Source organism: Agrobacterium leguminum, from assembly GCF_015704895.1.
In the GTDB taxonomy this organism is placed as follows: Bacteria; Pseudomonadota; Alphaproteobacteria; order Rhizobiales; family Rhizobiaceae; genus Agrobacterium; species Agrobacterium leguminum.
Window position 1 is genome coordinate 139297 of sequence record NZ_JADQWB010000002.1, and the last position, 21335, is coordinate 160631.

General features: G+C 60.0%; 18 protein-coding genes. 2 read left to right on the forward strand and 16 right to left on the reverse strand.

Going from position 1 to position 21335, the window contains the following annotated elements; genetic code table 11:
- Nucleotides 1–10 precede the first annotated feature (10 nt).
- The 3 genes from galE to mscL all read right to left on the reverse strand — a co-directional run bounded on the left by galE (nt 11) and on the right by mscL (nt 3119).
- Nucleotides 11–1042: a UDP-glucose 4-epimerase GalE gene (gene galE / locus I3J13_RS03650; RefSeq protein ID WP_196378035.1), complete on the reverse strand. Its 1032-nt coding sequence runs from the start codon at nt 1040–1042 to the stop codon at nt 11–13.
- Between the two features lie 327 nt (nt 1043–1369).
- The gene (locus I3J13_RS03655) at nt 1370–2536 is read right to left on the reverse strand and encodes a pyridoxal phosphate-dependent aminotransferase (RefSeq protein ID WP_196378036.1); all 1167 of its coding nucleotides are present in this window, start codon (nt 2534–2536) and stop codon (nt 1370–1372) included.
- A gap of 154 nt (nt 2537–2690) precedes the next feature.
- Nucleotides 2691–3119, reverse strand: a complete 429-nt coding sequence (gene mscL / locus I3J13_RS03660; protein ID WP_003522754.1) for a large conductance mechanosensitive channel protein MscL — start codon at nt 3117–3119, stop codon at nt 2691–2693.
- Nucleotides 3120–3338: 219 nt separating this feature from the next.
- Here mscL and I3J13_RS03665 point away from each other — a divergent pair, with 219 nt between their 5' ends.
- Nucleotides 3339–6848, forward strand: a complete 3510-nt coding sequence (locus tag I3J13_RS03665) for a PAS-domain containing protein (RefSeq protein WP_196378037.1) — start codon at nt 3339–3341, stop codon at nt 6846–6848.
- Between the two features lie 55 nt (nt 6849–6903).
- On the opposite strand, the gene I3J13_RS03670 is transcribed toward I3J13_RS03665, so the two are convergent.
- The 13 genes from I3J13_RS03670 to I3J13_RS03730 form a co-directional block, all read right to left on the reverse strand.
- Nucleotides 6904–8751, reverse strand: coding sequence for a methyl-accepting chemotaxis protein (locus I3J13_RS03670; protein ID WP_080817891.1), 1848 nt, complete (start codon nt 8749–8751; stop codon nt 6904–6906).
- A gap of 143 nt (nt 8752–8894) precedes the next feature.
- Nucleotides 8895–9596 carry a transcriptional regulator VisR gene (gene visR / locus I3J13_RS03675; RefSeq protein ID WP_003522758.1) on the reverse strand — a complete coding sequence of 234 codons (702 nt, stop codon included), beginning with the start codon at nt 9594–9596 and terminating at the stop codon, nt 8895–8897.
- A 53-nt stretch (nt 9597–9649) separates the two neighbouring features.
- On the reverse strand, nt 9650–10381 hold the full coding sequence (gene visN / locus I3J13_RS03680) for a transcriptional regulator VisN (protein ID WP_035262791.1): 732 nt from the start codon (nt 10379–10381) through the stop codon (nt 9650–9652).
- A 370-nt stretch (nt 10382–10751) separates the two neighbouring features.
- Nucleotides 10752–12434, reverse strand: a complete 1683-nt coding sequence (gene fliF, locus I3J13_RS03685) for a flagellar basal-body MS-ring/collar protein FliF (RefSeq protein WP_196378038.1) — start codon at nt 12432–12434, stop codon at nt 10752–10754.
- A gap of 129 nt (nt 12435–12563) precedes the next feature.
- Nucleotides 12564–12947, reverse strand: coding sequence for a chemotaxis protein CheT (cheT, locus tag I3J13_RS03690; protein ID WP_003522761.1), 384 nt, complete (start codon nt 12945–12947; stop codon nt 12564–12566).
- A 14-nt stretch (nt 12948–12961) separates the two neighbouring features.
- Nucleotides 12962–13507: a chemoreceptor glutamine deamidase CheD gene (gene cheD / locus I3J13_RS03695; protein ID WP_003522762.1), complete on the reverse strand. Its 546-nt coding sequence runs from the start codon at nt 13505–13507 to the stop codon at nt 12962–12964.
- A complete protein-coding gene (gene cheY2 / locus I3J13_RS03700) occupies nt 13504–13893 on the reverse strand; it encodes a chemotaxis response regulator CheY2 (RefSeq protein ID WP_003503467.1) in 390 nt (129 codons plus the stop codon). Before cheY2 ends, cheD begins: the two co-directional genes overlap by 4 nt.
- On the reverse strand, nt 13893–14948 hold the full coding sequence (cheB, locus tag I3J13_RS03705; protein ID WP_196378039.1) for a protein-glutamate O-methylesterase CheB: 1056 nt from the start codon (nt 14946–14948) through the stop codon (nt 13893–13895). The genes cheY2 and cheB overlap by 1 nt, the downstream gene beginning before the upstream one ends.
- Nucleotides 14945–15853 (reverse strand): protein-glutamate O-methyltransferase CheR, encoded by a 909-nt coding sequence (cheR, locus tag I3J13_RS03710; RefSeq protein ID WP_174056163.1) that lies wholly within the window; start codon nt 15851–15853, stop codon nt 14945–14947. Before cheR ends, cheB begins: the two co-directional genes overlap by 4 nt.
- 13 nt (nt 15854–15866) lie before the next feature.
- Nucleotides 15867–18134 (reverse strand): chemotaxis protein CheA, encoded by a 2268-nt coding sequence (locus tag I3J13_RS03715; RefSeq protein WP_174056161.1) that lies wholly within the window; start codon nt 18132–18134, stop codon nt 15867–15869.
- Between the two features lie 16 nt (nt 18135–18150).
- Complete coding sequence (gene cheY1 / locus I3J13_RS03720; RefSeq protein ID WP_003493773.1) at nt 18151–18516, reverse strand: chemotaxis response regulator CheY1; 366 nt, start codon at nt 18514–18516, stop codon at nt 18151–18153.
- Nucleotides 18513–18812: an STAS domain-containing protein gene (locus I3J13_RS03725; RefSeq protein WP_003522766.1), complete on the reverse strand. Its 300-nt coding sequence runs from the start codon at nt 18810–18812 to the stop codon at nt 18513–18515. The genes cheY1 and I3J13_RS03725 overlap by 4 nt, the downstream gene beginning before the upstream one ends.
- Nucleotides 18812–20470, reverse strand: coding sequence for a globin-coupled sensor protein (locus tag I3J13_RS03730; protein ID WP_338081631.1), 1659 nt, complete (start codon nt 20468–20470; stop codon nt 18812–18814). The genes I3J13_RS03725 and I3J13_RS03730 overlap by 1 nt, the downstream gene beginning before the upstream one ends.
- A 454-nt stretch (nt 20471–20924) precedes the next feature.
- On the opposite strand from I3J13_RS03730, the gene I3J13_RS03735 reads away from it, so the two are divergent.
- A complete protein-coding gene (locus I3J13_RS03735; protein ID WP_196378041.1) occupies nt 20925–21302 on the forward strand; it encodes a hypothetical protein in 378 nt (125 codons plus the stop codon).
- The last annotated feature ends 33 nt before the right edge of the window (nt 21303–21335 follow it).

The window sequence follows — 21335 nt, forward strand, 5'->3', positions numbered from 1 at the left end:
CAAAGGCCGCTCAGCCTATCGCTGCGAGCTTGCGCCGCACCGGCGGAATCCTGTCGCTTTGCTGGGCCTGACGCTTGGCCTCCCACTGAAGTGCTGTGCGAACGATTGTCGCCAGATCGTTGAAGCGGGGACGCCAGCCCAGCTCCGACTGGATACGCGACGAATCCGCCACCATGGTCGCAATATCGCCCGCCCGGCGCGGACAATGGATGATCGGAAAATCGCGTCCCGATTCCCGCTGCACGGCCTGCAGGACGTCCAGAACCGAATAACCAACGCCATAACCGCAATTGAGTGTGCGGGTGCCGCCACCGGCGCGCAGATGCGCCATGGCGAGCATATGGGCGTCAATCAGGTCGCTGACGTGAATATAGTCGCGGACGCCGGTGCCATCGGCGGTCGGGTAATCCGTTCCGTAAACTTCCACTTGGTCGCGGCGACCGGTTGCGGCTTCGCAGGCGACTTTGATGAGGTTTGCCACGCCCGTGAGGGAAGGCCCGGCGCGGCCCTGCGGGTCGGCTCCGGCGACATTGAAATAACGCAGCGCCACATAGTTGAAATCATGCGCCTTGACGACGTCACGCAGCATGATCTCGGAAGCGAGTTTCGACAGGCCGTAGGGGTTTTCCGGGCTGAGGATCGCAGTTTCGGGAACCGGGCCATCAAAGGGCTGGTTTCCATAGACGGCGGCTGTCGAGGAGAAGATGAAATTGCGGATGCCATGGGCGACCGCCGCAGCGACGAGGGCGCGGGTCGTGCCCGTATTGTTTTCGTAATATTCGAGCGGCTGGCTGATCGATTCAGGAACGCTGACAGAGCCTGCGAAGTGGAAAATGGTCTCGATCTGGTTTTCTTCGAAAATCTGGTCCAGCAGGGCGCGGTCCGCCACGTCGCCCAGATAAAAACGCGCCGCTGGCGCAACAGCCCAGCGCGACCCCGTCGAAAGCCGGTCAACAACAACGACCTCTTCCCCGGCATCGAGCAAAGCCCACACCATGTGGCTTCCTATATAACCGGCCCCACCCGTGACCAGAACAGCCATGACACTACTTCCCTGTTTGCTTTTCTTGAGCTCATCAAAGCCAATAATTCTTCATCATTGATTACTTGCACAGCGAATACGCGACCAATCCACCGCCCCATTAAAAAGGTGGCTTACGATTGGTTAGCGCAATGAAGTGCTTTTTATCTATTAGTGAAAATGTTCTCATAAATGGAACAAGGAGCGCATATCACAGAAAATGCCCCACGTCGATGGTTGCGCCGTGGGGTTGCAGTTTTAGGTCTTCGCTGTGATTTTGTTGTCGATTTCCCTACCGAAGCGCGATCCCGGCACGGCAGGGGAAACCATTATACGGAAAGCCGACGCTTACCTGCCGAGGATATAGGATGCCAGCCGGTCGGCCGCGTCTTCTATCTGCCTGGGGTTGCGCAGGAAACAGGCGCGGAGAAACAGCTCCCCTCCCGGACCGAAGGCCGTGCCGGGCGCAAGACCGACGCCGGTCTTGTCGACGATATCGAGCGCCGTCGCCCGGCTGTCCGTCACGCCGTCAATCTTGAGGAAGGCGTAAAGGGCGCCGTCCGGCTTCAGGGTTTCCACACGGTTCGTCGCGATGAGCGCATCGCAGAGAATATCGCGGGATGTCAGAGCGCGTTCGTAATTCTCGCGGACGAAACCATCGCCGTGATCGAGGGCGGCGACCGCGCCGCGCTGCATGAATTGCGCCACGCCTGAGGTGGAATATTGAATGAGATTCTCGATCACCTGACCGATGGCCGGCGGGGCGACGAGCCAGCCGACGCGCCAGCCGGTCATGGACCAGTTCTTCGAGAAGGAATTGGCGAAGACGATCTTGTCGTCCGGCTCCATGACGTCGAGGAAGGACGGCGCACGGCTGCCGGAATAATGATAAAGCGCATAAATCTCGTCGGCGACGATCCACAGATCGTGTTTGCGGGCGAGCGTCAGAACGTCGCGGAGATTGTCGAGCGTCGCCGTCCAGCCGGTCGGGTTGGAGGGCGTATTGATGAAAAGCGCCTTCGTCTTGCCGGTGATCGCGCTTTCCAGCCTGTTGATATCGAAATCCCAGCGGCCGTCGCGGAAATCGATACCGACCGGAACCGCCTTCGCACCCGCCACGCCGATGGCGGCCACGATATTCGGCCATGTCGGAGACAAATAGACCATTTCGTCGCCCGGCGAGGTCAGCGCCTGCACGGCAAGCACGATGGCCTGCATGCCGGAACCGGTCGCGTAAAAATGCTCCGGCGGCAGCGACGCTGCGAAATGACGTTGATAATAACGGCTCAGCGCCTGGCGCAATTCGGGAATGCCGCGCTGCCAGGTATAGAAGGTTTCGCCGTTGTTCAGCCCATCGATGGCGGCCTGATTGATGAAGTCCGGGCTCGGCAGATCGCCTTCGCCGACCCACAGCGGCAGGAGATTGTCCCGCCCGCGGGCGTAATTCACGACTTCAACAATGCCGCTCTCGGGAGCCGCCAGAGAGCGCGCACTCAGACTGTTCAAAATGGACATTAAAGACACTCCGTTTGGTGCCTTCTTATCGCATCGAACCAGCCATGTGCATGATATTCCGTGAGGCGATCATGGATTTTCTTTATGGGTCATCCCCGGCAGGAGATCGCCGGCCTCATGGGCCGGCACATCAGGCCGGGGACGATGGCGACAATCAACGCGTCTTCAGCAGATCGCGGATTTCGGTGAGAAGCTTGACGTCTTCCGGCGGCGGTGCTGCTTCCGGCTTTTCCTCGACCTTCTTGCGTTCAACGGAATCACGAAGCTTGTTGACGCCCTTGACCATCAGGAAAATGATCCAGGCCAGGATAAGGAAGTTGATGAGAACCGTCAGAAAATTGCCGTAGGCGAAGACGGCGCCCTGATCGCGGGCGGCGGCGAGCGACGTGGCGTTGACGCTGGAGCTCAGCGGCAGGAAGTAGTTCGAAAAATCGAACCCGCCGAAGATGGCGCCGACAATCGGCATGATGAGATCGTTGACGACGGAGTCGACGATCTTGCTGAAAGCCGCACCGATAATAACACCCACGGCCAGATCCATGACATTGCCGCGGGCAATGAAGGTTTTAAATTCGTTAAGCATTCAGATTGTCCCTCTCTCCTGCTTCGCGAGCTGAAGCTATGTGACTGTCCCTACGGGTCGAACCATATAGGGTCCGGGCTTCATTTGGAATCCGCGGGATTGCATTTATTAGCTTTTTTGCACGCTCACCTTGAACTTTATGCTCAGACCGCGCTCATTCTCAACGGCGCTGAATTCGCCTATGCTTGATATCAGGGAATTCTTGCATGGGGAGGATGCGTGCTTCCTGGGTGGATCATATTCGGTTCGGCCTTCGCTTATGTCCTGCTGCTGTTTGCGGTTGCAAGCTATGGGGACAGGAAGAGCCGCAAAAGAAACGCTCCGAACAAGGGACGTCCGTTCGTCTATGCGCTCAGCCTGGCGATCTATTGCACCTCCTGGACCTATTTCGGCGGCGTGGGGCTCGCGGCAGACAGGGGGCTGGAATTTCTCGGCATCTATACCGGCCCTATCCTTGCCTTCACCATCGGCATGCCGATCATCCGCCGCATCGTCGAACTGGCGAAAACGGAAAAGCTGACGTCCGTTGCGGATTTCATTGCCGCCCGTTACGGCAAGAACTCCACCGTGGCGATGATCGTCGCCATCATCGCGCTCGTCGGCGCCATTCCCTATATCGCGCTGCAGCTGAAAGCCGTTTCCAGCTCGGTGGCGACGATGGTCGATCCTGGCGATTACGGCATTGGCAGCGGCAATCTTTATTTCCTCGATCTGCCGCTGGTCGTCACCATCGTCATGGCGGGGTTTGCCGTCATGTTCGGCACCCGGCACACCGATGCCACCGAACATCAGGACGGGCTCATTCTGGCGATCTCGATGGAATCGCTGGTCAAGCTGGTCGCCATGTGCACCGTCGGCTTTTATGTGCTCTTCGTGCTCTTCAACGGTCCCGTGCACCTATGGCAGCTCGCCTCCGAGAACGAACAGGCCATGCGGGCCATATCCTATCACACGCCCGTCAGCCGCTGGATCGTGATGACGCTGCTTTCCGGCTTCGCCATCATCCTGCTGCCACGCCAGTTCCACGTCACCGTGGTTGAAAATCGCACGCCGCAAGAGCTGCGCATGGCGGGGTTCCTGCTGCCGCTTTATCTCATCGCGATCAACATCTTCGTGCTGCCGATTGCGCTGGCCGGCATTCTGACGCTCGGCGCCAATGGCGATGCCGACCTCTACGTGCTGCAATTGCCGCTCAATCACCAAATGCCGGTCGTGTCGCTGATCACCTTCATCGGCGGATTTTCGGCGGCGACCGCGATGGTGATCGTCGCTTCGGTGGCGCTATCGATCATGATTTCCAACGACATCGTCATGCCGATCTTCCTGCGGCAGAAGCTGCTGAACCGTTCTCCGCACCGGGACGACTTCGCCAAGACGCTGCTCAACATCCGCAGAACGGCAATCTTTGCGGTGCTGCTTCTGGGCTATGGCTATTATCGCGCCGCCGACAGCGCTACGGGCCTCGCCTCCATCGGCCTTCTCGCATTTGCCGCCATCGCCCAGATGGCCCCTGCCTTGTTCGGCGGGCTGTTCTGGCGGCGCGCCAATGCGCGCGGCGCAATCGCCGGGCTGAGTTCAGGCTTTTTCGTCTGGGCCTATCTGTTGTTTCTCCCAAGCTTCGGCGGGCCGGATAATTCCGAGGTCGCGGCGAATATTCTCGGCTTCCTGTTTTCCGGCAGCACGGTATTCAACGGGCCTGAAGCCGATCCGTTCGTGAATGCGGTCATTCTCAGCCTGCTCGTCAACAGCCTTGCCTTCGTGCTCGGCTCGCTTTCGCGCAATCCGAGGCCGGTGGAGCGCATCCAGTCCGGCATCTTCGTCAAGCGCCACTCGAAATCGCAATTTGCGACACGCGGCTGGAAAACCCGTGTCAGCGTCGGCGACCTCAAAAGCGCGGTCGCCCGTTATCTCGGCGAGGAGCGCATGCTGCGGTCACTCGCGACCTATGAAAAGACGGCGGGCAGGAAACTGAATGACGACCAGCCGGCGGACATGGCGCTGATCCATTTCTCCGAACAGTTGCTGGGCAGCGCCATCGGCTCCTCCTCCGCCCGCCTGGTGCTTTCGATCATTCTTCAGAAGGCGGAAGATACCAGCGCGGACACGGCATGGCTGCTCGATCAGGCAAGCGAGGCCCTGCAATATAATCAGGACATGCTGCAGACCGCGCTCGCCCAGATGGATCAGGGCATTGCGGTTTTCGACAGTTCGCAGCAGCTCACCATCTGGAACCGGCGCTTCCGCACGCTGCTGGATTTGCCCGAGCAATTCGGGCAAGTCGGCGTACCGCTCACGGATATCGTTTCGATGCTGCAGGAACGCGGCGACATGCCTGACGGCGACACGAACGAGCTGATTACCAGCTTCCTGACCATGGACCTGCCCTTCTCGCTGGTGCTGGCGGGCGGCGAGCGCATCATCGAAGTGCGCTCCAACACCATGCCGGACAAGGGCATCGTCGCCACCTTCACCGATATCACCCAGCGTGTGGCGAGCGATCAGGCGCTGAAACAGGCAAACGAGACGCTGGAGCAGCGCGTGGCGGAGCGAACCGTGGAGCTTACCCGCGTCAACCGCGAACTGGCGGAAGCGAGGGCATCCGCCGACGAGGCGAATATCGGCAAGACGCGGTTTTTCGCCGCCGCCGGCCACGATATTCTCCAGCCGCTGAATGCCGCCCGCCTCTATTCTTCCTCTCTGGTCGAACGGCTTGGCGCATCGGGAGAAAGCGATCTCGTCCACAATATCGATTCGGCACTGGAATCGGTCGAAACCATTCTCGGCGCGGTTCTCGATATTTCCCGTCTCGACACCGGCTCGATGAAGGCGCGTATGACATCCGTGCCGCTGAATGAGCTGCTGAAACGCATCGAAACCGATTTCGCGCCGATGGCGCAGGAAAAGAACCTCGACCTCGTGGTCATGCCGACCTCGCTCACGGTCCGCTCCGACCCCAATCTCCTGCGGCGTCTGATACAGAACCTGGTGTCCAACGCCATCAAATACACGCTGAAGGGCAAGGTGGTCGTCGGCGCGCGCCGCCGGGGCGGTGAAGTGGTCATTCAGGTGACGGATTCCGGTATCGGCATTCCTTCATCCAAGTTTCGCACCGTCTTCAAGGAATTCGCCCGGTTGGACGAGGGTGCAAGAACGGCATCCGGCCTCGGGCTCGGTCTTTCCATCGTCGACCGGCTGTCGCGCATGCTGCACCATCCGGTACAGCTGATTTCCACCCCCGGAAAAGGCACGACCTTCCGCATCCACCTGCCGCGCGAGGCGGATCGCCTCGTACCGGCCAAAGTCGATGGCGGGACAATCAGTCCCGCAGCCAGCGACCGCCTTCAGGGCGTCCGGGTGCTCTGCATCGACAACGAGCCGAAAATCCTGGAGGGCATGACGCTGCTCTTGACGGGATGGGGCTGTGAGGTTTTACCCGCAGGTTCCGTGGCGACGCTGGAGGAACCCTTCCTCACTTTGGCCGCAGCACCCGACGTCATCGTCGCCGATTACCATCTGGACGATGGCGACGGCATCAGCGCCATCCGTCTCATCAGGACATTTTACGGCAAGACGATCCCTGCACTGCTGGTGACGGCGGATCGCAGCCCGGAAGTGCGCAGCGATGCCGAAAAATACGGGATTTCTGTTCAGCACAAACCGGTCAAACCGGCGGCGCTGCGGGCCTATATCAACCAGATATCCAGTACGGTGCGGGCGGCCGCCGAATAAAAACTCCCGGACCTTGCGATCCGGGAGCGGTTTTGACCTTCAAAAAACAGACCTATCAGGCCGCCTGATTGTAGCGATCCCTGCCGGTCGCCGAACCCTGTTCCATCTGGAACCGCTGTACCAGATCGAGCAGCGCTTCCACCTCGCCTGACAGTACCCGGCTGGCCGCGCTCGACTGTTCGGCAAGCGCCGCATTCTGCTGCGTCATCTGATCCATCTGGTTGACGGAGCTGTTGACGTTGTGAAGCGCGGAGGACTGATCCTGCGTCGCCGTCGCGATGGTTTCGACATGTTGGCTGACGGTAACGATCTGCTGGCTGATGGCGGAGAGAACCGTGCCCGCCTCCTGCACCAGCTTCGAGCCGGAGCTGACCTCATGCGTCGACTGGTTGATGAGCTGCTTGATCTCGCGGGCCGCGTCGGCGGAGCGCTGGGCAAGCTCGCGCACTTCCTGCGCCACCACCGCAAAACCCTTGCCCGCCTCACCCGCACGCGCGGCCTCGATGCCGGCATTGAGCGCAAGGAGATTGGTCTGGAAGGCGATGTCGTCGATGACCTCGATGATCTGCTCGATCTTGCGCGAGGCGTCTTCGATGCGGCCCATGGCGTCGACGGCGTTGCTGACGACCGAACCGGAACTGTCGGCGCTCTGCTTGGTGATGCGCACGGCCTCATTGGCCTCCCGCGCCCGCTCGGCCGAGGATCTGACGGTAACCGTGATTTCGTCCACGGCGGCGGCAGTCTCTTCCAGCGAGGCGGCCTGATTTTCGGTACGCTTCGACAGATCGACCGACGATTGCTCGATTTCAAAGCCGCTATGCTGGATGATCAGCGTGCGCTCGCGGATTTGCCCCAGCGCATCGCGCAGGTTGAGAAGGGATTCGTTGAAATCCGTGCGCAGACGGTCAAGACGACCAGCGAAAGGCGTCTCGATCGTGCGGCTCAGATCGCCACGCGAGAGCCTGCCGAGGCCTGAAGCAATCTCGCTGACCGCAAATTCGATCTGGCCGTCGAGCTCCTGTTTCTCGGCGTCGTTGCGGTGACGTTCGGACTCGGCTGCGGAGCGTTCCTCGGCGCTTTTGCCCTCAATCGCCAGTTTCTCGATCGCATTCTCGCGGAAAATCACCAGCGCGCGGGCGATGTTGCCGAATTCATTGGTGTTGGTGGCGTAGGGGATCGGCGTGTCGAGATTGCCGTCCGAAAGGGACTTCACCGCATCGGTCAGCTTGCCAAGCGGCTGAAGCGTGCGCTTGATGACGAAATAGGCGAGCAATCCGACGCCAAGCATGGCGAGCGCGCCGCAGATCAGCATCATGTCGCGCAGGCTGTATATCTGCGCATCGTAGACATCCATGGGAACGCCCACGAACAGGATGCCGACGGTTGCGCCGGTCTTGTTCGTAACCGGCATATAACCGGTCATGTAGCTGGTGCCGAACAGCGTGGCGGTGCCAAAATAGGCCTCGCCCTTGGAAACTTTCGGGAAAGCGGGATGATCGGTAGCAAGCTTGGTGCCTGCTGCTCTCTCACCCTTTTCGTTCTTCAGATTGGTGGTCAGGCGAATGAACTCGCCGGCCTTGGCTTCAAAAACAGTAGAGATACCGCCGTTGCCGGCTGCCGTGCGATCGACGAGATCATTGTCACGCATCGTTCCGATGCTGGCGCGACCGACGCTCTTCAACTCGCCATCCACCATTTCGAGGGCAACGCCGCCGACCTTCATCTCATAGAGGATGGCCATGCCGCGCATTGCGCTGTGCGTATCACGCAGCGCGGTGGTGATGATGTTGTCCTTCAAGCGAATGTAGGTCGAAAAACCAACTGCCGCCACGCTGAGCGTGATCAGGCCGATCGTCAACGCGACGACCTTGCCGGCAACGGACTTAAAGAGCCGGTTGTGCATGAAACAGTTCCCCAAAGCCAAACTTATAAAAGTTCTAGTAGGCAACTGTTAAAAAAACGCGAAGTGTCGATAGCGCCTTTTAGGGGGGCACAAGCCGGGCCGGCGCCTGCCGGCTTATGAAGGACGGGAAAACCCGTCCGCCATCAGTGGATATAGCCGAGCCGGATGGCCTTGGCGATCGCCTGGATGCGGTTGACGGAATCGAGCTTGATCGTCGCCGAACCGAGATAGGCGTTGACGGTGTGCACGGAAAGCCCGAGCTTGACCGCGATTTCTTCGCTGATACGGCCGTCCCCCGCCAGTTGCAGGCAGGCGATTTCCCTCTCGCTCAGCGCCTCGGAAGGCGCCGCCTTGCGCTCGTCCAGCGCCAGCATGTCCACCATGATCTCGCAGCACTTGATGTGCTGTTCGATCACGACCTCATTGTCGAGAACGAGGTTGGTGCCGCAGAAGACGATGTAACCGTTGCCGATGGTGCCGAGCCGCACCGGAAGCGCGAGCCCCGCATAGGGCAATGTGTCGTTCTCGATGCGACGCAGAAGTGCGGGCACATCGGGAAGATCGGCAAAGCCGCCGGCATTCTTGTTGCGCCAGATAACCGGCAAAAGCGATGTCTCGATATGATCGAGAAGAATGTCGCCGACAGCGCGGATGAACTGCGCGCTCTGCTCTGCGGCATTCATGCCCCAGTTTTCCAGCTCGCAGGTCAGCTTCTTCTTGTTGGGGAAACCGGAAGCGGCAGCCTTCGTCACCACGAAATTGCGCGCGCCGACCAGCTTCTGCATGGCGACGAGCTTCGGAAAAAGATCCGACCGGCTCGTCACGACAGGGCTGCGGTAAAACATGCCCGTCTGACCTGAACCCTCATTGTCTTTCGTCTGTACCATCCGTCCGACCATTATACGAGGTTGTTGCGCACGGCATAGGCAATTGCCTCCGAGCGGGTTTTCGTCGCGGTTTTACGCATCACGCTTGTAATGTAATTATTGATCGTATTGCGCGAAATGCCAAGGATCATCGCAATTTCATCGCTCGTCTTGCCTTCCGCGATCCAGAACAGGCATTCAAGCTCGCGCTCCGTAAGATCGATATCGCGCACGGTCTTTGCTTCGCTGGCAATGCCGAAGCTGACGCAATAGCCCGTCAGCAAGGCGATTTCGCGCAGCCGTTCCGGCGAAGGCACCGCTTCTTCGGGAAACAGCAGCAGCAGCGAAAGCCGGATACGTCCCACACAGAAAGACAGCGCCGAATATTGCCGGTCTATGCCGTAGGGAACAGAAACATCGTCGGGAAGGAAGAGCAGCCGCGGCTGCAGAAGCGAAAGGCATTTCTCCATTTCGCTCGATCTGTTCTGGCTGTTGGCCAGTTCGATACCAAGCCTGCGGACCAGATCGAAAGGCCAGTCGGAGGTGACGATGAATTTCAGTCCGGTTTCTTCGAGAAGATCATCCCGCGCCAGCAGATAATGCGAGGCGCCAGCGTAGGTTACGAGCAGATCCAGTGCGCCTGCAACGTTACCGGCAGCAGCCGTGGCTGCGACGTTTTTAGCAAGCTGATCGCGCGGCAAGGGCTTACCCATGCCCTCCATAGGCTTGGCAGACAGCCTGCGGATATCAACATCGACTTTCAATCGCCTACGCCCTCTTGCTCCCAGTGGGAGATTATACCTCGGGATGGAATCATTCCATTCGAGAAGCTTACCAAAATGGGACGGCAAGCCCCCGGAGACCGAATCACTTCATTTTATGGAACGGACTGGGATTTGCCATTACCTGACACCAGCCTTTCCACGTATTTCCCTGCTCGTCTATTACTAAAAAAACATACTGAAAAGCTGTTCAATCCATAAACGGCATTCTCAGCCAATTCCCAGCAAACTGTATCGTTGCTGAATTTTTTGTAAACACTGTCCTGAAACGAGATTGCCACGGCTCGCCCGCCAAGCATAGCAAAAAGCCCAAAAACGGGAAAAAGGCCGGGTAAAACCGGCCTTTTCGATATTACGCTGCTTTTTCCACCGCCCATTTGCGCAGGATTTTGGCGGCTCTTTCCTCGCTGATTTCCACCATGCGGGAGAGCCTGCGTTCCGGTCCTTCGCGAACCCGGCGGTTGAATGTGCCCTCGCCATCGCCGCCTGCCAGAAGGTCGTCGGTGCTGTCGAAGCCGAAATCCGCCCCGAAACCTTCCATGAGACCGCCTGCGCCCGCATCCATGCCGGGAGAGAAATCCGGCAGTTCGAGACCCGCGGCCTCCTGGCTGAGCTGACCTGCGGCGGCACCGTTGCCGGTCACCGTGCGAACCAGAGGGCGTACACCGAGCCAGACGACAAGGAAGGCGACCGCGACAAAGGCGAGCGAGTTGATGATGCCGGCGGAATTGCGGCTCAGCACTTCCATGACGCCCGGTCCGGTTGCGGCCTCATCCAGCAATTGCGTTTCGAGGAAGTCCATCGCCGTCAGCGAGACGATGTCGCCACGGTCGGAGGAAATGCCCGCTGCCGAGGTGACGATCTTCTGCATTTCGGCAAGATAAGCGTCGATCTTTGCCTGATCGGCGGGCTCGCCGACCATCTTGGCGATCCGGCCCTTGTTGACGACGACCGCGACCGAAATCTTCTCGACGGTGTAGCCGTTCTTGACCGTGGCTACCGTCTTGGAATTGATCTCGTAGTTGGTCTGCTCTTCCTTCTTGGCCGACTGGTCGGAGGACTGCGGACCGCCGCCGCCGCCCTGGGGTGCGGCCTGCGGTACGTTCTGCTCCACGGTCGCGGCCGTATCCGGCTGCGTTTCCTGGGACTTCTGGTCTTCCTTTACCGTGCGCACGGAGCGCTCGACGCGCGATTCCGGATCGTAAACGGTTTCCTGAATCTGGCGGCTGTCGGTATTGAGCTGCGCCGTGACGCTGGAGCGGAAATTGTCCATGCCGAGGAAAGGCGCCAGCGCCTTGTCGATATTGGTTTCGATTTCCTGCTGCACATTCTGCGCCAGCGTCAGCGAGCGGTTCATGGCGGCATTGGTGACATCGTCGCCGGAAGCGAGAAGCTGGCCGGTCGAATCAAGCAGGGTCACATCGTCGACTTCGAGGCCGGGAACAGCCGAGGCGACGAGGTGACGGATGGAGGCGGACGCCTTGCGGCCGGCCGAAGCACTGGCACGAATCATGACCGATGCGGTGGGCTTCTGTTCGCCACGGCGGAAATTGCCGACGTCAGGCATGACGATATGGACGCGTGCGGCCGCAATGCCGTCGATCTGCTGGATGGAGCGGCCGATCTCGCCCTCAAGGGCGCGAACGCGCGTCACTTCCTGCATGAAGGAGGTCAGGCCGAGAGAGCCGACATTGTCGAAAAGCTCATAACCGGCATTGGCGCTGTCGGGCAGGCCGCGCTCGGCCAGAAGCAGTCGTGCCTTGCTGGTGAGGCCGACGGGAACCTGAAGGCTGGAACCATCGGTCCCCACCTGAAAGTCCAGACCCGATTCGGCGAGCGCAATGCTGATCTTGTTAAGGTCGCTTTTTTCAAGCCCCACATAGAGGGTCTCGTAAGCGGGACGGTTCACGTAAAGAGCTGCGGCAAGGATGATGGCCATGGACACAACGCCCACGCCGCCCAGCATCAGCAGCCGTGTCTGCCCCAGCGCCGCGACATTCTTCAAGACCTGAGGGATTTGATTTAACAGATTCATTCTGTTCCGCACCGTCATTCATAGAGTCCGAGACCTTTTGGCCCCGTCGTGACAATAGGGTGCGAAGCTTGCGCGAGCGTTGCCTTTCTCCGCATTCCGCGAAGGACGGCAACGCTGGCCGAAATAGTTCTAGAACAGATCGAAGTCGCCCGAGGCCTTGTCGAGCGGCTGGGAATGGCCATGGCGGAAGGCCGCGCCGAGCGCCTTCTGCATTTCGGCCAGCTTGACCAGGCTGAGGGCGGTGGAAACATCCACGATCCAGTTTCCGGGGATGGAACCGGTGATGGTATCGATGAATTCCGCAAGGCCGCGGGTTTTCTGGACGGCAAGATCGATGCCCTGCAGCAGCTTGACGCCTTCGCTGGACAATTGACCGCTGGTCACTTCAAGCAATTGCGGCTCGATGCGCTCGATGAGATAGGCGACGTCGTGCAGTTCCGATACCACGCGCATCAGAACGTCCGGCAGGGCTTCTTCGAACGGAGTGGCGGCGGTGTGCTCTGCAAGCTGCATTGGAAACTCCGTGACTAGAAAAATTCGATGTCGTTGGCGACTGGCTTGGGGGCCGGCACCGGACGCGTTTCCATGGCAACCGTCTTCTGGGTTTCCGCGCCGCTGAGCGGATGCTGACGCGCGCGCCCGGAGACCGGCCAGAATTCGATCTTTCGGCCGTGGTCCCCACCCGTGGAGGAGCTTAAGACCGGAATACCTTCATCCTTCAGAAACTGCATGGCGAAGATGGCATTCTGCTCGCCGACGTTTGAGAAGCTGGCAATCGTCTTCGCGCCGCCGAAAACCTTGGCTTCCAGCCGATCACGCCGCGCCCCCTGCTTCAAGAGGCCGTTGATCAGGAGCTCCATGAGATGCACACCATAACGCGTGGCGTCTCCGCCGGTCACATTTCCCGTTCCCGGCAGCAGGAAGTGGTTCATGCCTCCCAGGCCGGCAACGGGGTCTCTCAGACAGGCAGCCACGCACGAACCGAGTATAGTCGTCAGCACCACATCGGGATCGCTGACGACCTTATACTCGCCCTGAATGATATGTACGCGCTTGGCCGCAGCTTCAATCATTTCAGCGATCCGAAAACCGCCTCGATGGCAGCGCGCATCTTGTCGATCGTGAAGGGCTTGGCCAGCACGTTGTTGGCACCGAGCTGGGCTGCCTTCTGCACCAGCGCGCGGTCGCCCTGCGCGGTGAGGATGATGAAGGCGGCCTTCTTGGTGGTCGGGTTGGCCCTGACGGCATGCAGGAAACCGAGACCGTCCATCTTCGGCATGTTGAAATCGGAAATGACAAGATGATGGGGCTGCTGCTCCATGATCTTCATTCCCTGCTCGCCGTCACCGGCGGCGGTGATCTGCTTGAAGCCGAGCTGTGTCAGCGCATCGCTGAGGAGCAGCCGGCTGGTCACCTGATCGTCGACGATCAGAACTTTGATCTTTTCTGCGAGAGACATTAGTCAGCACCTTCTTTGCGGGCAGTGGTTAGTTTCAGGATTTCTTCGCCGATGGAGGCCAGCGGGAGTTGCTGTTCCACGGCGCCAAGTTCATAGGCCACGCGGGGCATGCCGTAGACGACACATGTTTTTTCGTTCTGGCCGACGGTGCGTGCGCCGGCATGACGCATTTTCAACAGCCCGGCTGCGCCATCGCGGCCCATGCCGGTGAGAATGACGCCAACGGCGTTACGGCCGGCAAGTTCAGCCACCGAATCGAACAGCACATCGACGGAGGGCCGGTGGCCGTTGACGGGATCGCGTTCGACAAGCCGGCAGCAGGGTGCGGACCGGTTGGCGATCTGCAAGTGGCGCTCGCCGCCCGGCGCAAGATAGATCTTGCCGGTCTGCAGACGTGCACCGTCCGTCGCCTCTTCCACCACGGGGGCGCAGATGCGGTTCAGCCGTTCGGCGAAACTCTTGGTGAAGGTCGGCGGCATGTGCTGGGTGATGACGGTCGGCGGGCAATTGGCCGGGAATTTCTGCAGCACGGCGATCAGCGCTTCGACACCGCCCGTGGAGGAACCGATGGCCACGACCTTGCGCCCAGCCCGATATTCACTGACCGGGACCGGCTGCGGCGCGGCAACGGCTTCCGGGCGCGCCGCACGGTAGGCGGCGTGTTGCGAGCGGGCGGCGGCCTTCACCTTGTCGGCCAGATCGCCGAAGGGGCGTGCATCGCCCGGCGCCGGCTTGCCGACACAGTCGAAGGCGCCGATTTCAAGCGCGGCAAGCGAAGCATCCGCACCGCGATGGGTCAGCGACGAAACCATGATGACCGGCATGGGCCGCAGGCGCATGATCTTTTCGAGAAATTCCAGCCCGTTCATTTCCGGCATCTCGATGTCGAGCGTCACGACATCGGGGTTGAGCTGCTTGATGGCGGCCCTCGCCTCCATGGCGTTACCGGCCTGCCCGACCACCTCGACTTCCGGATCGGCCTTGAGGACAGCCGAAATCAGACCGCGCATGGTGGGGGAATCATCGACGACGAGTACCCGTGCGAGTGCGCTCATGCCTTCCTCCCCGAAGCGTGGCCAGTGAAGCGGTAGGTGGTGATGCCCGTATTGTCGAACAGGTTCTTGGCGTCACCGGAAACGCGTTCGGAATGCCCGATATAAAGATGTCCGCCTTCCGGCAGCAGCCCGGCAAAACGCGACCAGATGCGCATCTGCGTTGGCTCGTCGAAATAGATGACGACGTTGCGGCAGAAGATCACGTCGAAATTGCCCTTGAAGGGCCATTGCGTCATCAGGTTCAATTCGTTGAAGGTGATGAGGCGCTTGACCTTGTCATCGATGCGGAATTTGCGGCGACCGCCGGCATCGACCTCCGTGAACCATTGCTTGCGCATGGCGGGAGACACGGTTTCGAGCGCATTGTCGTCATAGACCCCTGCCCGGGCCTGCGCCAAAATCTTGGGGTCGATATCCGTCGCCAGAATCTTGAAATCGTAATCCGCCGCATTCGGGAACATTGCGAGCACGGTAAGCGCGATGGAATAGGGCTCCTGCCCATCCGAACAGGCGGCCGACCAGATGCGGACACGACCGCCGCTCTTCGCCCGGGCGATGAGGCCCGGCAGGACCTCGTCGCGCAGATGTTCGAAATGATGGTTTTCGCGGAAGAAACGGGTGAAATTCGTCGTCAGGTGCGACAGCATTTCGCGCCGCGCCTGCGCGCCATCCGGCGAGGACACCAATGCGCAATATTCGCGGAAACCCGACAGGCCGAGATTGCGGATATGCTTCGACAGGCGGGAATAAACCAGCGACGCCTTGGTGTCGTTGAGATAGATGCCCGCATCGGCATAGATCATCGCCGCGATTTCCGACAGGTCGCGTCTCGTCAGCGGATATTCGCCGCTGGCAAGAACCTCATCGGGAGACTGGCGCTGGTCGCTGAAGTTAAGTGATGCCATGGATGATCCGCTTTCAACCTGTCGCCGCAAGCGACATTTCCTGCTTCAGGGGCTGTCCGCGCGAGGCGCTGACGATGGCATCGACATCCAGAATAAGCGCGACACGGCCGTCACCCAGAATAGTGGCGGCGGCGATGCCCTGAACATGGGTATAGTTGGCTTCCAACGACTTGATGACAACCTGACGCTGGCCCTGGATCGCATCCACCATCAGGGCGCGCTGGCCGCCGCCTTCCGATTCCACCAGAAGGGCGACACCTTCGACCGGATCGGCCTGGGTCGGGCGGAAGTTCAGCACGCGGCCGACATCCACCAGCGGGCAGAAGGAGTTGCGGATGGAGATCAGCCGCTGGTTCGCGCCGAAGGAATGAATGTTCTTCGCTTCCGGCTGCAGGGTTTCGACGATTGCCGTCAGCGGCACCACCAGCGTCTGGCCGGCAACGGTCACCACCATGCCGTCGAGAACGGCAAGCGTCAGCGGCAGGCTCATGGTGAAGGTCGAGCCATGGCCGGGGCGCGAGGAGATGCTGATGCGACCGCCAAGCGCCTGAATGGAACGCTTGACCACATCCATGCCGACGCCGCGGCCGGAAATGTCGGAAATCTTGTCGGCGGTGGAGAAGCCCGGCGCGAAGATCAGATTGTCGATCTCCTCATCGGTCAGGTTCGCATCGGCGGCGATGAGGTCGTTGTCGATTGCCTTCTGGCGAACGCGCTCGCGGTTGATGCCGGCACCATCGTCCTGAAGCTCGATCAGGATACGGCCCGAACGGTGCTTGGCCGAAAGCTTGATGGTGCCTTCCGGGTTCTTGCCCGCCGCTTCGCGTTTTTCCGGCGTTTCGATGCCGTGGTCGACGGCGTTGCGGATCATATGCGTCAGAGGTTCGGCCAGCTTGTCGATGACCGTCTTGTCGACTTCGGTGTTTTCACCTTCGGTGACAAGGCGGATCTGCTTGCCGATCATGTCGGCGACTTCGCGGACGATACGCGACATGCGCTGGAACACCGGCTTTACCGGCTGCGCGCGGATCGCCATGACGCTGTCCTGGATTTCGCGCGTCAGCTGCTGCAGTTCGTCCAGACCCATATTGACGGCGGAGGTGCCGCTCGCATCGTTTTCGATCACGCTCTGCGACAGCATCGCCTGATTGATGACGAGCTCACCGACGAGGTTGATCAGGCGGTCGACACGGTCGAGGTCGACACGGATGGTCTGGCCGGCGCTGGCATTGGCCGCCGCATTGGCATTCGCCTGAGCTGCGGCAGGCGCTGCCGCCGCTTCACGCTTTTCGATGGCGGCATTGACGCTCTGGGCGATCTGCGTTGTCGCGACGGCCGTTTCGACGGCTGCGGCAACGTAGGACGCTTCAGCCGTGGCGATTTCAACAGCGGGCTGCTCTTCCGGTCCGCTATCGAGGGCCGAAAGATCGAACGGCACCGGGATCATCGGAAGCTCTTCCGCATCGTCTGCGGCATCCGAAACAACCGGCACGATTTCCAGATCGCAATCCCATTCGGCAAATTCGAAGACGCTGCGGATGCCCTCTTCGCCCTTGTCGGTCGCAATCGAAACCGTCCAGGAGAGATAGGATGCTTCAGGATCGAGCTTGTCGAGCGAAGGCAGCTCCGACATGTCGCAATTGATGCTCATATCGCCGATGCGCGAAAGATCGCGCAGGAGAAGTGCCGCCTCGTTGCCCTTCGAATAAAGCGACGCATGCGGCTTGAAGGTGATCTGGAAGGATGGCGCTTCCATCAGCGGCGTGGTTTCGTCGGCAAAGTCCGTGAAGGAGAACGGGATCGGCTCGAAGCCGCTCTCATCCGTCGGCTTGGGTGGGACGGGTTGCGGCGCCTTGACGGCGGCCGGCGCTGCCACGGGCGCGGAAACCTGCACGGTTTCGCCATTTGCCAGCGCTTCCAGCTCCTTGACGAGGCCGCGGGTGCGGCTTTCATCGACGCTGCCGCCGTCTCTGGCCGCATTGGTCAGGTCCGCCAGCACGTCGGCGGAGCGCAGCATAACTTTCAGAACATCCTGTGTCGGCTCCAGCTTGTTGGAGCGGACGCAGTCGAGGGTCGTTTCAAAAACGTGGGCGAAGGCCACGAGATCATCGAGACCGAAGGCACCCGCCCCGCCCTTGATGGAATGAACGGCACGGAAAACGGCGTTGACGGTTTCCGGATCGCGGTCGCCGTCATTCAATTTAAGAAGCCCCGATTCCAGTTCAGCGAGCTGCTCCTCGCATTCCTGGAAAAAGATTTCCTTGATTTCGTTCATATCCATCGTGAAATGTCCCGTATCAGGCGGTTACGCGTTCAATGGCATCGATGAGTTTCGCAGGGTCGAACGGCTTGACGATCCAGCCCGTCGCACCGGCCTGACGGGCGCGGTTCTTCTTCTCTGCGTCGCTTTCGGTCGTCAGGACGAGGATCGGGATCGCACGATATTTTTCGTTGCGCCGTACACCCTCGATGAAGCCGAAACCATCGAGACGGGGCATGTTGATGTCCGTCACGATAACATCGGGGTTGCTCTGCTCGAGCACTTCGAGGCCCTCGATGCCGTCTTCGGCCTGAATGGTTTCGAAACCGGCATTGTTGAGCGTGACCAGGAGCATGTTCCTGATCGTCCGGGAATCATCCACGGTAAGAACTTTTTTCTTCACTTTTGCATCTCCTTGGGGAGCAAATGGTCAATATCGACGCCTATCAGTTTCATCGTCTTGTCGAATGCATCGGACACCCTGGCAAAACCGAACCGCTTGCCGTCCTCTTCCCAGGATTTCGCGCCGGCCATCAGAACCTGGGCGCAAAGCGCGCCGATACGCTCAACCTCGGACGCATCTACCGACAAAGGTGCTCCCCTCAGCGTCATCAGCTTGCCGTGCAGGGCCGATGCTTCGTTGAGATCCAGCACCGGTGACAGTTTCAGCGTCGCCTCAGCTGCTTTTCTGGCTGCCATTACATGACTCCCTGACGTCTGAATTGTTGGTAATCCTGGCCGTAATCCGTGCGACTATCCGCACGGGCCATAAATGAAGTGTCCTGCCGGTCCGCACCGGACGCCGCTCTCGCCTGCCCCTGACGGGCGATGCGGAATTCGCGGATGGTGCGGCCGAGTTCGAGAATGACGGCTTGAAGCGCGTCAGCCTCGGAAGCGCTCGCGCTGATATCGACGGCATTCCGGCCAGCCTGCCTTTGCTGCTCACCGATATCGGCGGCAACAGATTGCAGTTCACCCGCCTGCTCGGCCGTATGCCGGGAGACTTCCGCGATCATGTCATTGATGCCCGAGACCTGCCGGACGACGCCGCCGATTGCGTCCTGCGTGCGGTTGACCATGCGCACGCCGCCCTCAACCTGCGTCTTGGTGGTGCCGACAAGGCTCTTGATCTCCCTTGCAGCGTCGGCGGAACGCTGGGCGAGCGCCCGGACTTCCTGCGCGACGACCGCGAAACCACGTCCGCTTTCACCCGCGCGCGCCGCCTCGATGCCGGCATTGAGGGCGAGAAGGTTGGTCTGAAAAGCGATCTCGTCAATCGTGCCGATGATCCTGCCGATCTGTTCGGCGGATTGCTCGATGTCCGACATGGCTTCAATCGCCTCGCCGATAGCCTTGCCGCTTTCGACCGCCGCCTCGCGGGCGCGGGAAACAGCCGTTTCCGTGGCCGATATGCGGGCGCTGTTTTCAGCAACGTTCCCGATCATCGTCTGGATGGCGCGGGAGGTTTCGGCAAGGGCTTCGGCCTGCTGGCGGGAGCGCTCGGCCATGGAGCGGCCCATATCGGCAAAGCGCGCGCCGAGCGCCTCGGCCTCGCCGATGCTGTTTTGCGCCGCGATCAGCGATGCGCCAATCGTTTCCAAAGCCGTGTTGAAGGAAGCCGCAACATCGCGATAGGCTTCGGGCACTTCGCCGCCGATGCGGGCCTGCAAATCGCCTGCGGCAAAGGCCGTCAGTGCCGTGCCCAGCAACTTCGCCGCTTCGGAACGATCATTGTCGCGTTGTTCCGCCAGTTCGCGGCCATGGCGCAGGCGCAATTCGTTGAAGCGCAGCGAGACAGCGATTTCGGTATCGACCATCACCAGACGGACGACATTCTTGACGGCTTCCGCCAGTTCACGGGTTTTCTTGCGGTTGCCGGGCAGGATGGAGCGCGGTGCATGTTCTGCCACCAGCCCGCCGACGAGATGTTCCAGAACCACCGCGTGGCTGGCGATCTGCCAGCGCGGATCGAGACCCATGCGGCTGGCATTGTCGGAAAGAACCTTCACCCGCTCGGCATAGAGCGCATCGAAACGCGCATCGGTCAGAACGCTCCAGTGCGAGGATTGCAGATCGTGCAGGCGGTCGAGCTGGTTTTCGCTTTCGAAAGACGGAGAACAGTCCGGCATGGACTGGAAACGGGTCATCACGTCCCGCAGGCCGGCCTTGACGTAAGGCTCCAGCATGCTGCGATAGCTGCGCAGGAAATCGGATTGCGTCTCGTCGAGGCCGGCAAAACGCAACCGTCCCGCCAGGCTTCCGCCTGCCGATCTGCGCGCTTGATCTGATGGCAAATCCTGCCCCAACCGACGTCCCCAACAACATGACGGCCGGTAAAACCCGGCCAAATTGGCCAAGGTTCAGAACGCCAGCACCCTAAGGGGATTTTTGAACGAACATACCCATCGCGGACGATGCGGCATCGACGCCTGCCAGACCTTCTTGAACCAAGAAACGAAAATACCGGATCGGCACCGGTACGGCAGTGCGGCGTCATGCCTGGAAGGGGAGAGAACCCCATTCCGCCGTGGAAATACCATCAATCTTTATGGTTAATTCCTTGCTTGAAAGTTAAGAAACACAGGCGTCGGCGTCAAACGGTAAAATTTGTAAAAGCTTTTAGCCAATGCCGCCCTCACTTTGCCGCAAACGGGCAAAAACGAAAAGGAATCGGACGGTGCGGGCGGTTTTTCCCGCATGCGCGCTGGACAAGCGTGTCCGGCTTCCCCTAAAACAAATCAACAGGATATTCGCTCAACGGTGATGCTTTAAAGAGACCTTTACGATCAAGGAGATGCCAACTTGCCATGGATGGAGAAAGGCCGCAGTTCAAGGCGCCATCCGCAAGTGTTGATCGGTCTCGTGGTCGCGAGCCTGCTGGTCATGATCGGCTTTCAGGCACCGGCCGGCGTCAAGCCCCTTTCCAAAACCAGCCGCCTCGAACGATTGCAGAGCGTCGATCCCGGCCGTTCCCTTTCTCTTCGCGAAAAGGATTGCGATAGCGGCAATGATTTCGGCTGCAGGACCGGCGATGCCGGCTCAGGCTTTCGCCTGGATGCGTTTGCCTCATCCGCCCCGAGCCTCAGGGATAATGCCGACGTCTCGCTCGTTGCTGTTGCCATCGTGCCACAAGCTTTCCGAGACTTTGCCAGCGTGGTTCCACGCGCGCCTCCGCATATTATGTATTAGTCATTCCGGCGGTCCTCATCATTCGGTTCATTG

Excerpts from the sequence above, each read along its gene's own strand:
- I3J13_RS03725 (WP_003522766.1), bottom strand. The coding sequence starts at position 18,812 with ATGGCAGCCAGAAAAGCAGCTGAGGCGACGCTGAAACTGTCACCGGTG.
- cheY2 (WP_003503467.1), bottom strand. The coding sequence starts at position 13,893 with ATGTCTCTCGCAGAAAAGATCAAAGTTCTGATCGTCGACGATCAGGTG.
- cheB (WP_196378039.1), bottom strand. The coding sequence starts at position 14,948 with ATGAGCGCACTCGCACGGGTACTCGTCGTCGATGATTCCCCCACCATG.
- I3J13_RS03655 (WP_196378036.1), bottom strand. The coding sequence starts at position 2,536 with ATGTCCATTTTGAACAGTCTGAGTGCGCGCTCTCTGGCGGCTCCCGAG.
- cheR (WP_174056163.1), bottom strand. The coding sequence starts at position 15,853 with ATGGCATCACTTAACTTCAGCGACCAGCGCCAGTCTCCCGATGAGGTT.
- I3J13_RS03670 (WP_080817891.1), bottom strand. The coding sequence starts at position 8,751 with ATGCACAACCGGCTCTTTAAGTCCGTTGCCGGCAAGGTCGTCGCGTTG.
- mscL (WP_003522754.1), bottom strand. The coding sequence starts at position 3,119 with ATGCTTAACGAATTTAAAACCTTCATTGCCCGCGGCAATGTCATGGAT.
- I3J13_RS03715 (WP_174056161.1), bottom strand. The coding sequence starts at position 18,134 with ATGGATATGAACGAAATCAAGGAAATCTTTTTCCAGGAATGCGAGGAG.
- cheT (WP_003522761.1), bottom strand. The coding sequence starts at position 12,947 with ATGCAGCTTGCAGAGCACACCGCCGCCACTCCGTTCGAAGAAGCCCTG.
- fliF (WP_196378038.1), bottom strand. The coding sequence starts at position 12,434 with ATGAATCTGTTAAATCAAATCCCTCAGGTCTTGAAGAATGTCGCGGCG.
- cheD (WP_003522762.1), bottom strand. The coding sequence starts at position 13,507 with ATGATTGAAGCTGCGGCCAAGCGCGTACATATCATTCAGGGCGAGTAT.
- visR (WP_003522758.1), bottom strand. The coding sequence starts at position 9,596 with ATGTTTTACCGCAGCCCTGTCGTGACGAGCCGGTCGGATCTTTTTCCG.
- galE (WP_196378035.1), bottom strand. The coding sequence starts at position 1,042 with ATGGCTGTTCTGGTCACGGGTGGGGCCGGTTATATAGGAAGCCACATG.
- I3J13_RS03735 (WP_196378041.1), top strand. The coding sequence starts at position 20,925 with ATGGAGAAAGGCCGCAGTTCAAGGCGCCATCCGCAAGTGTTGATCGGT.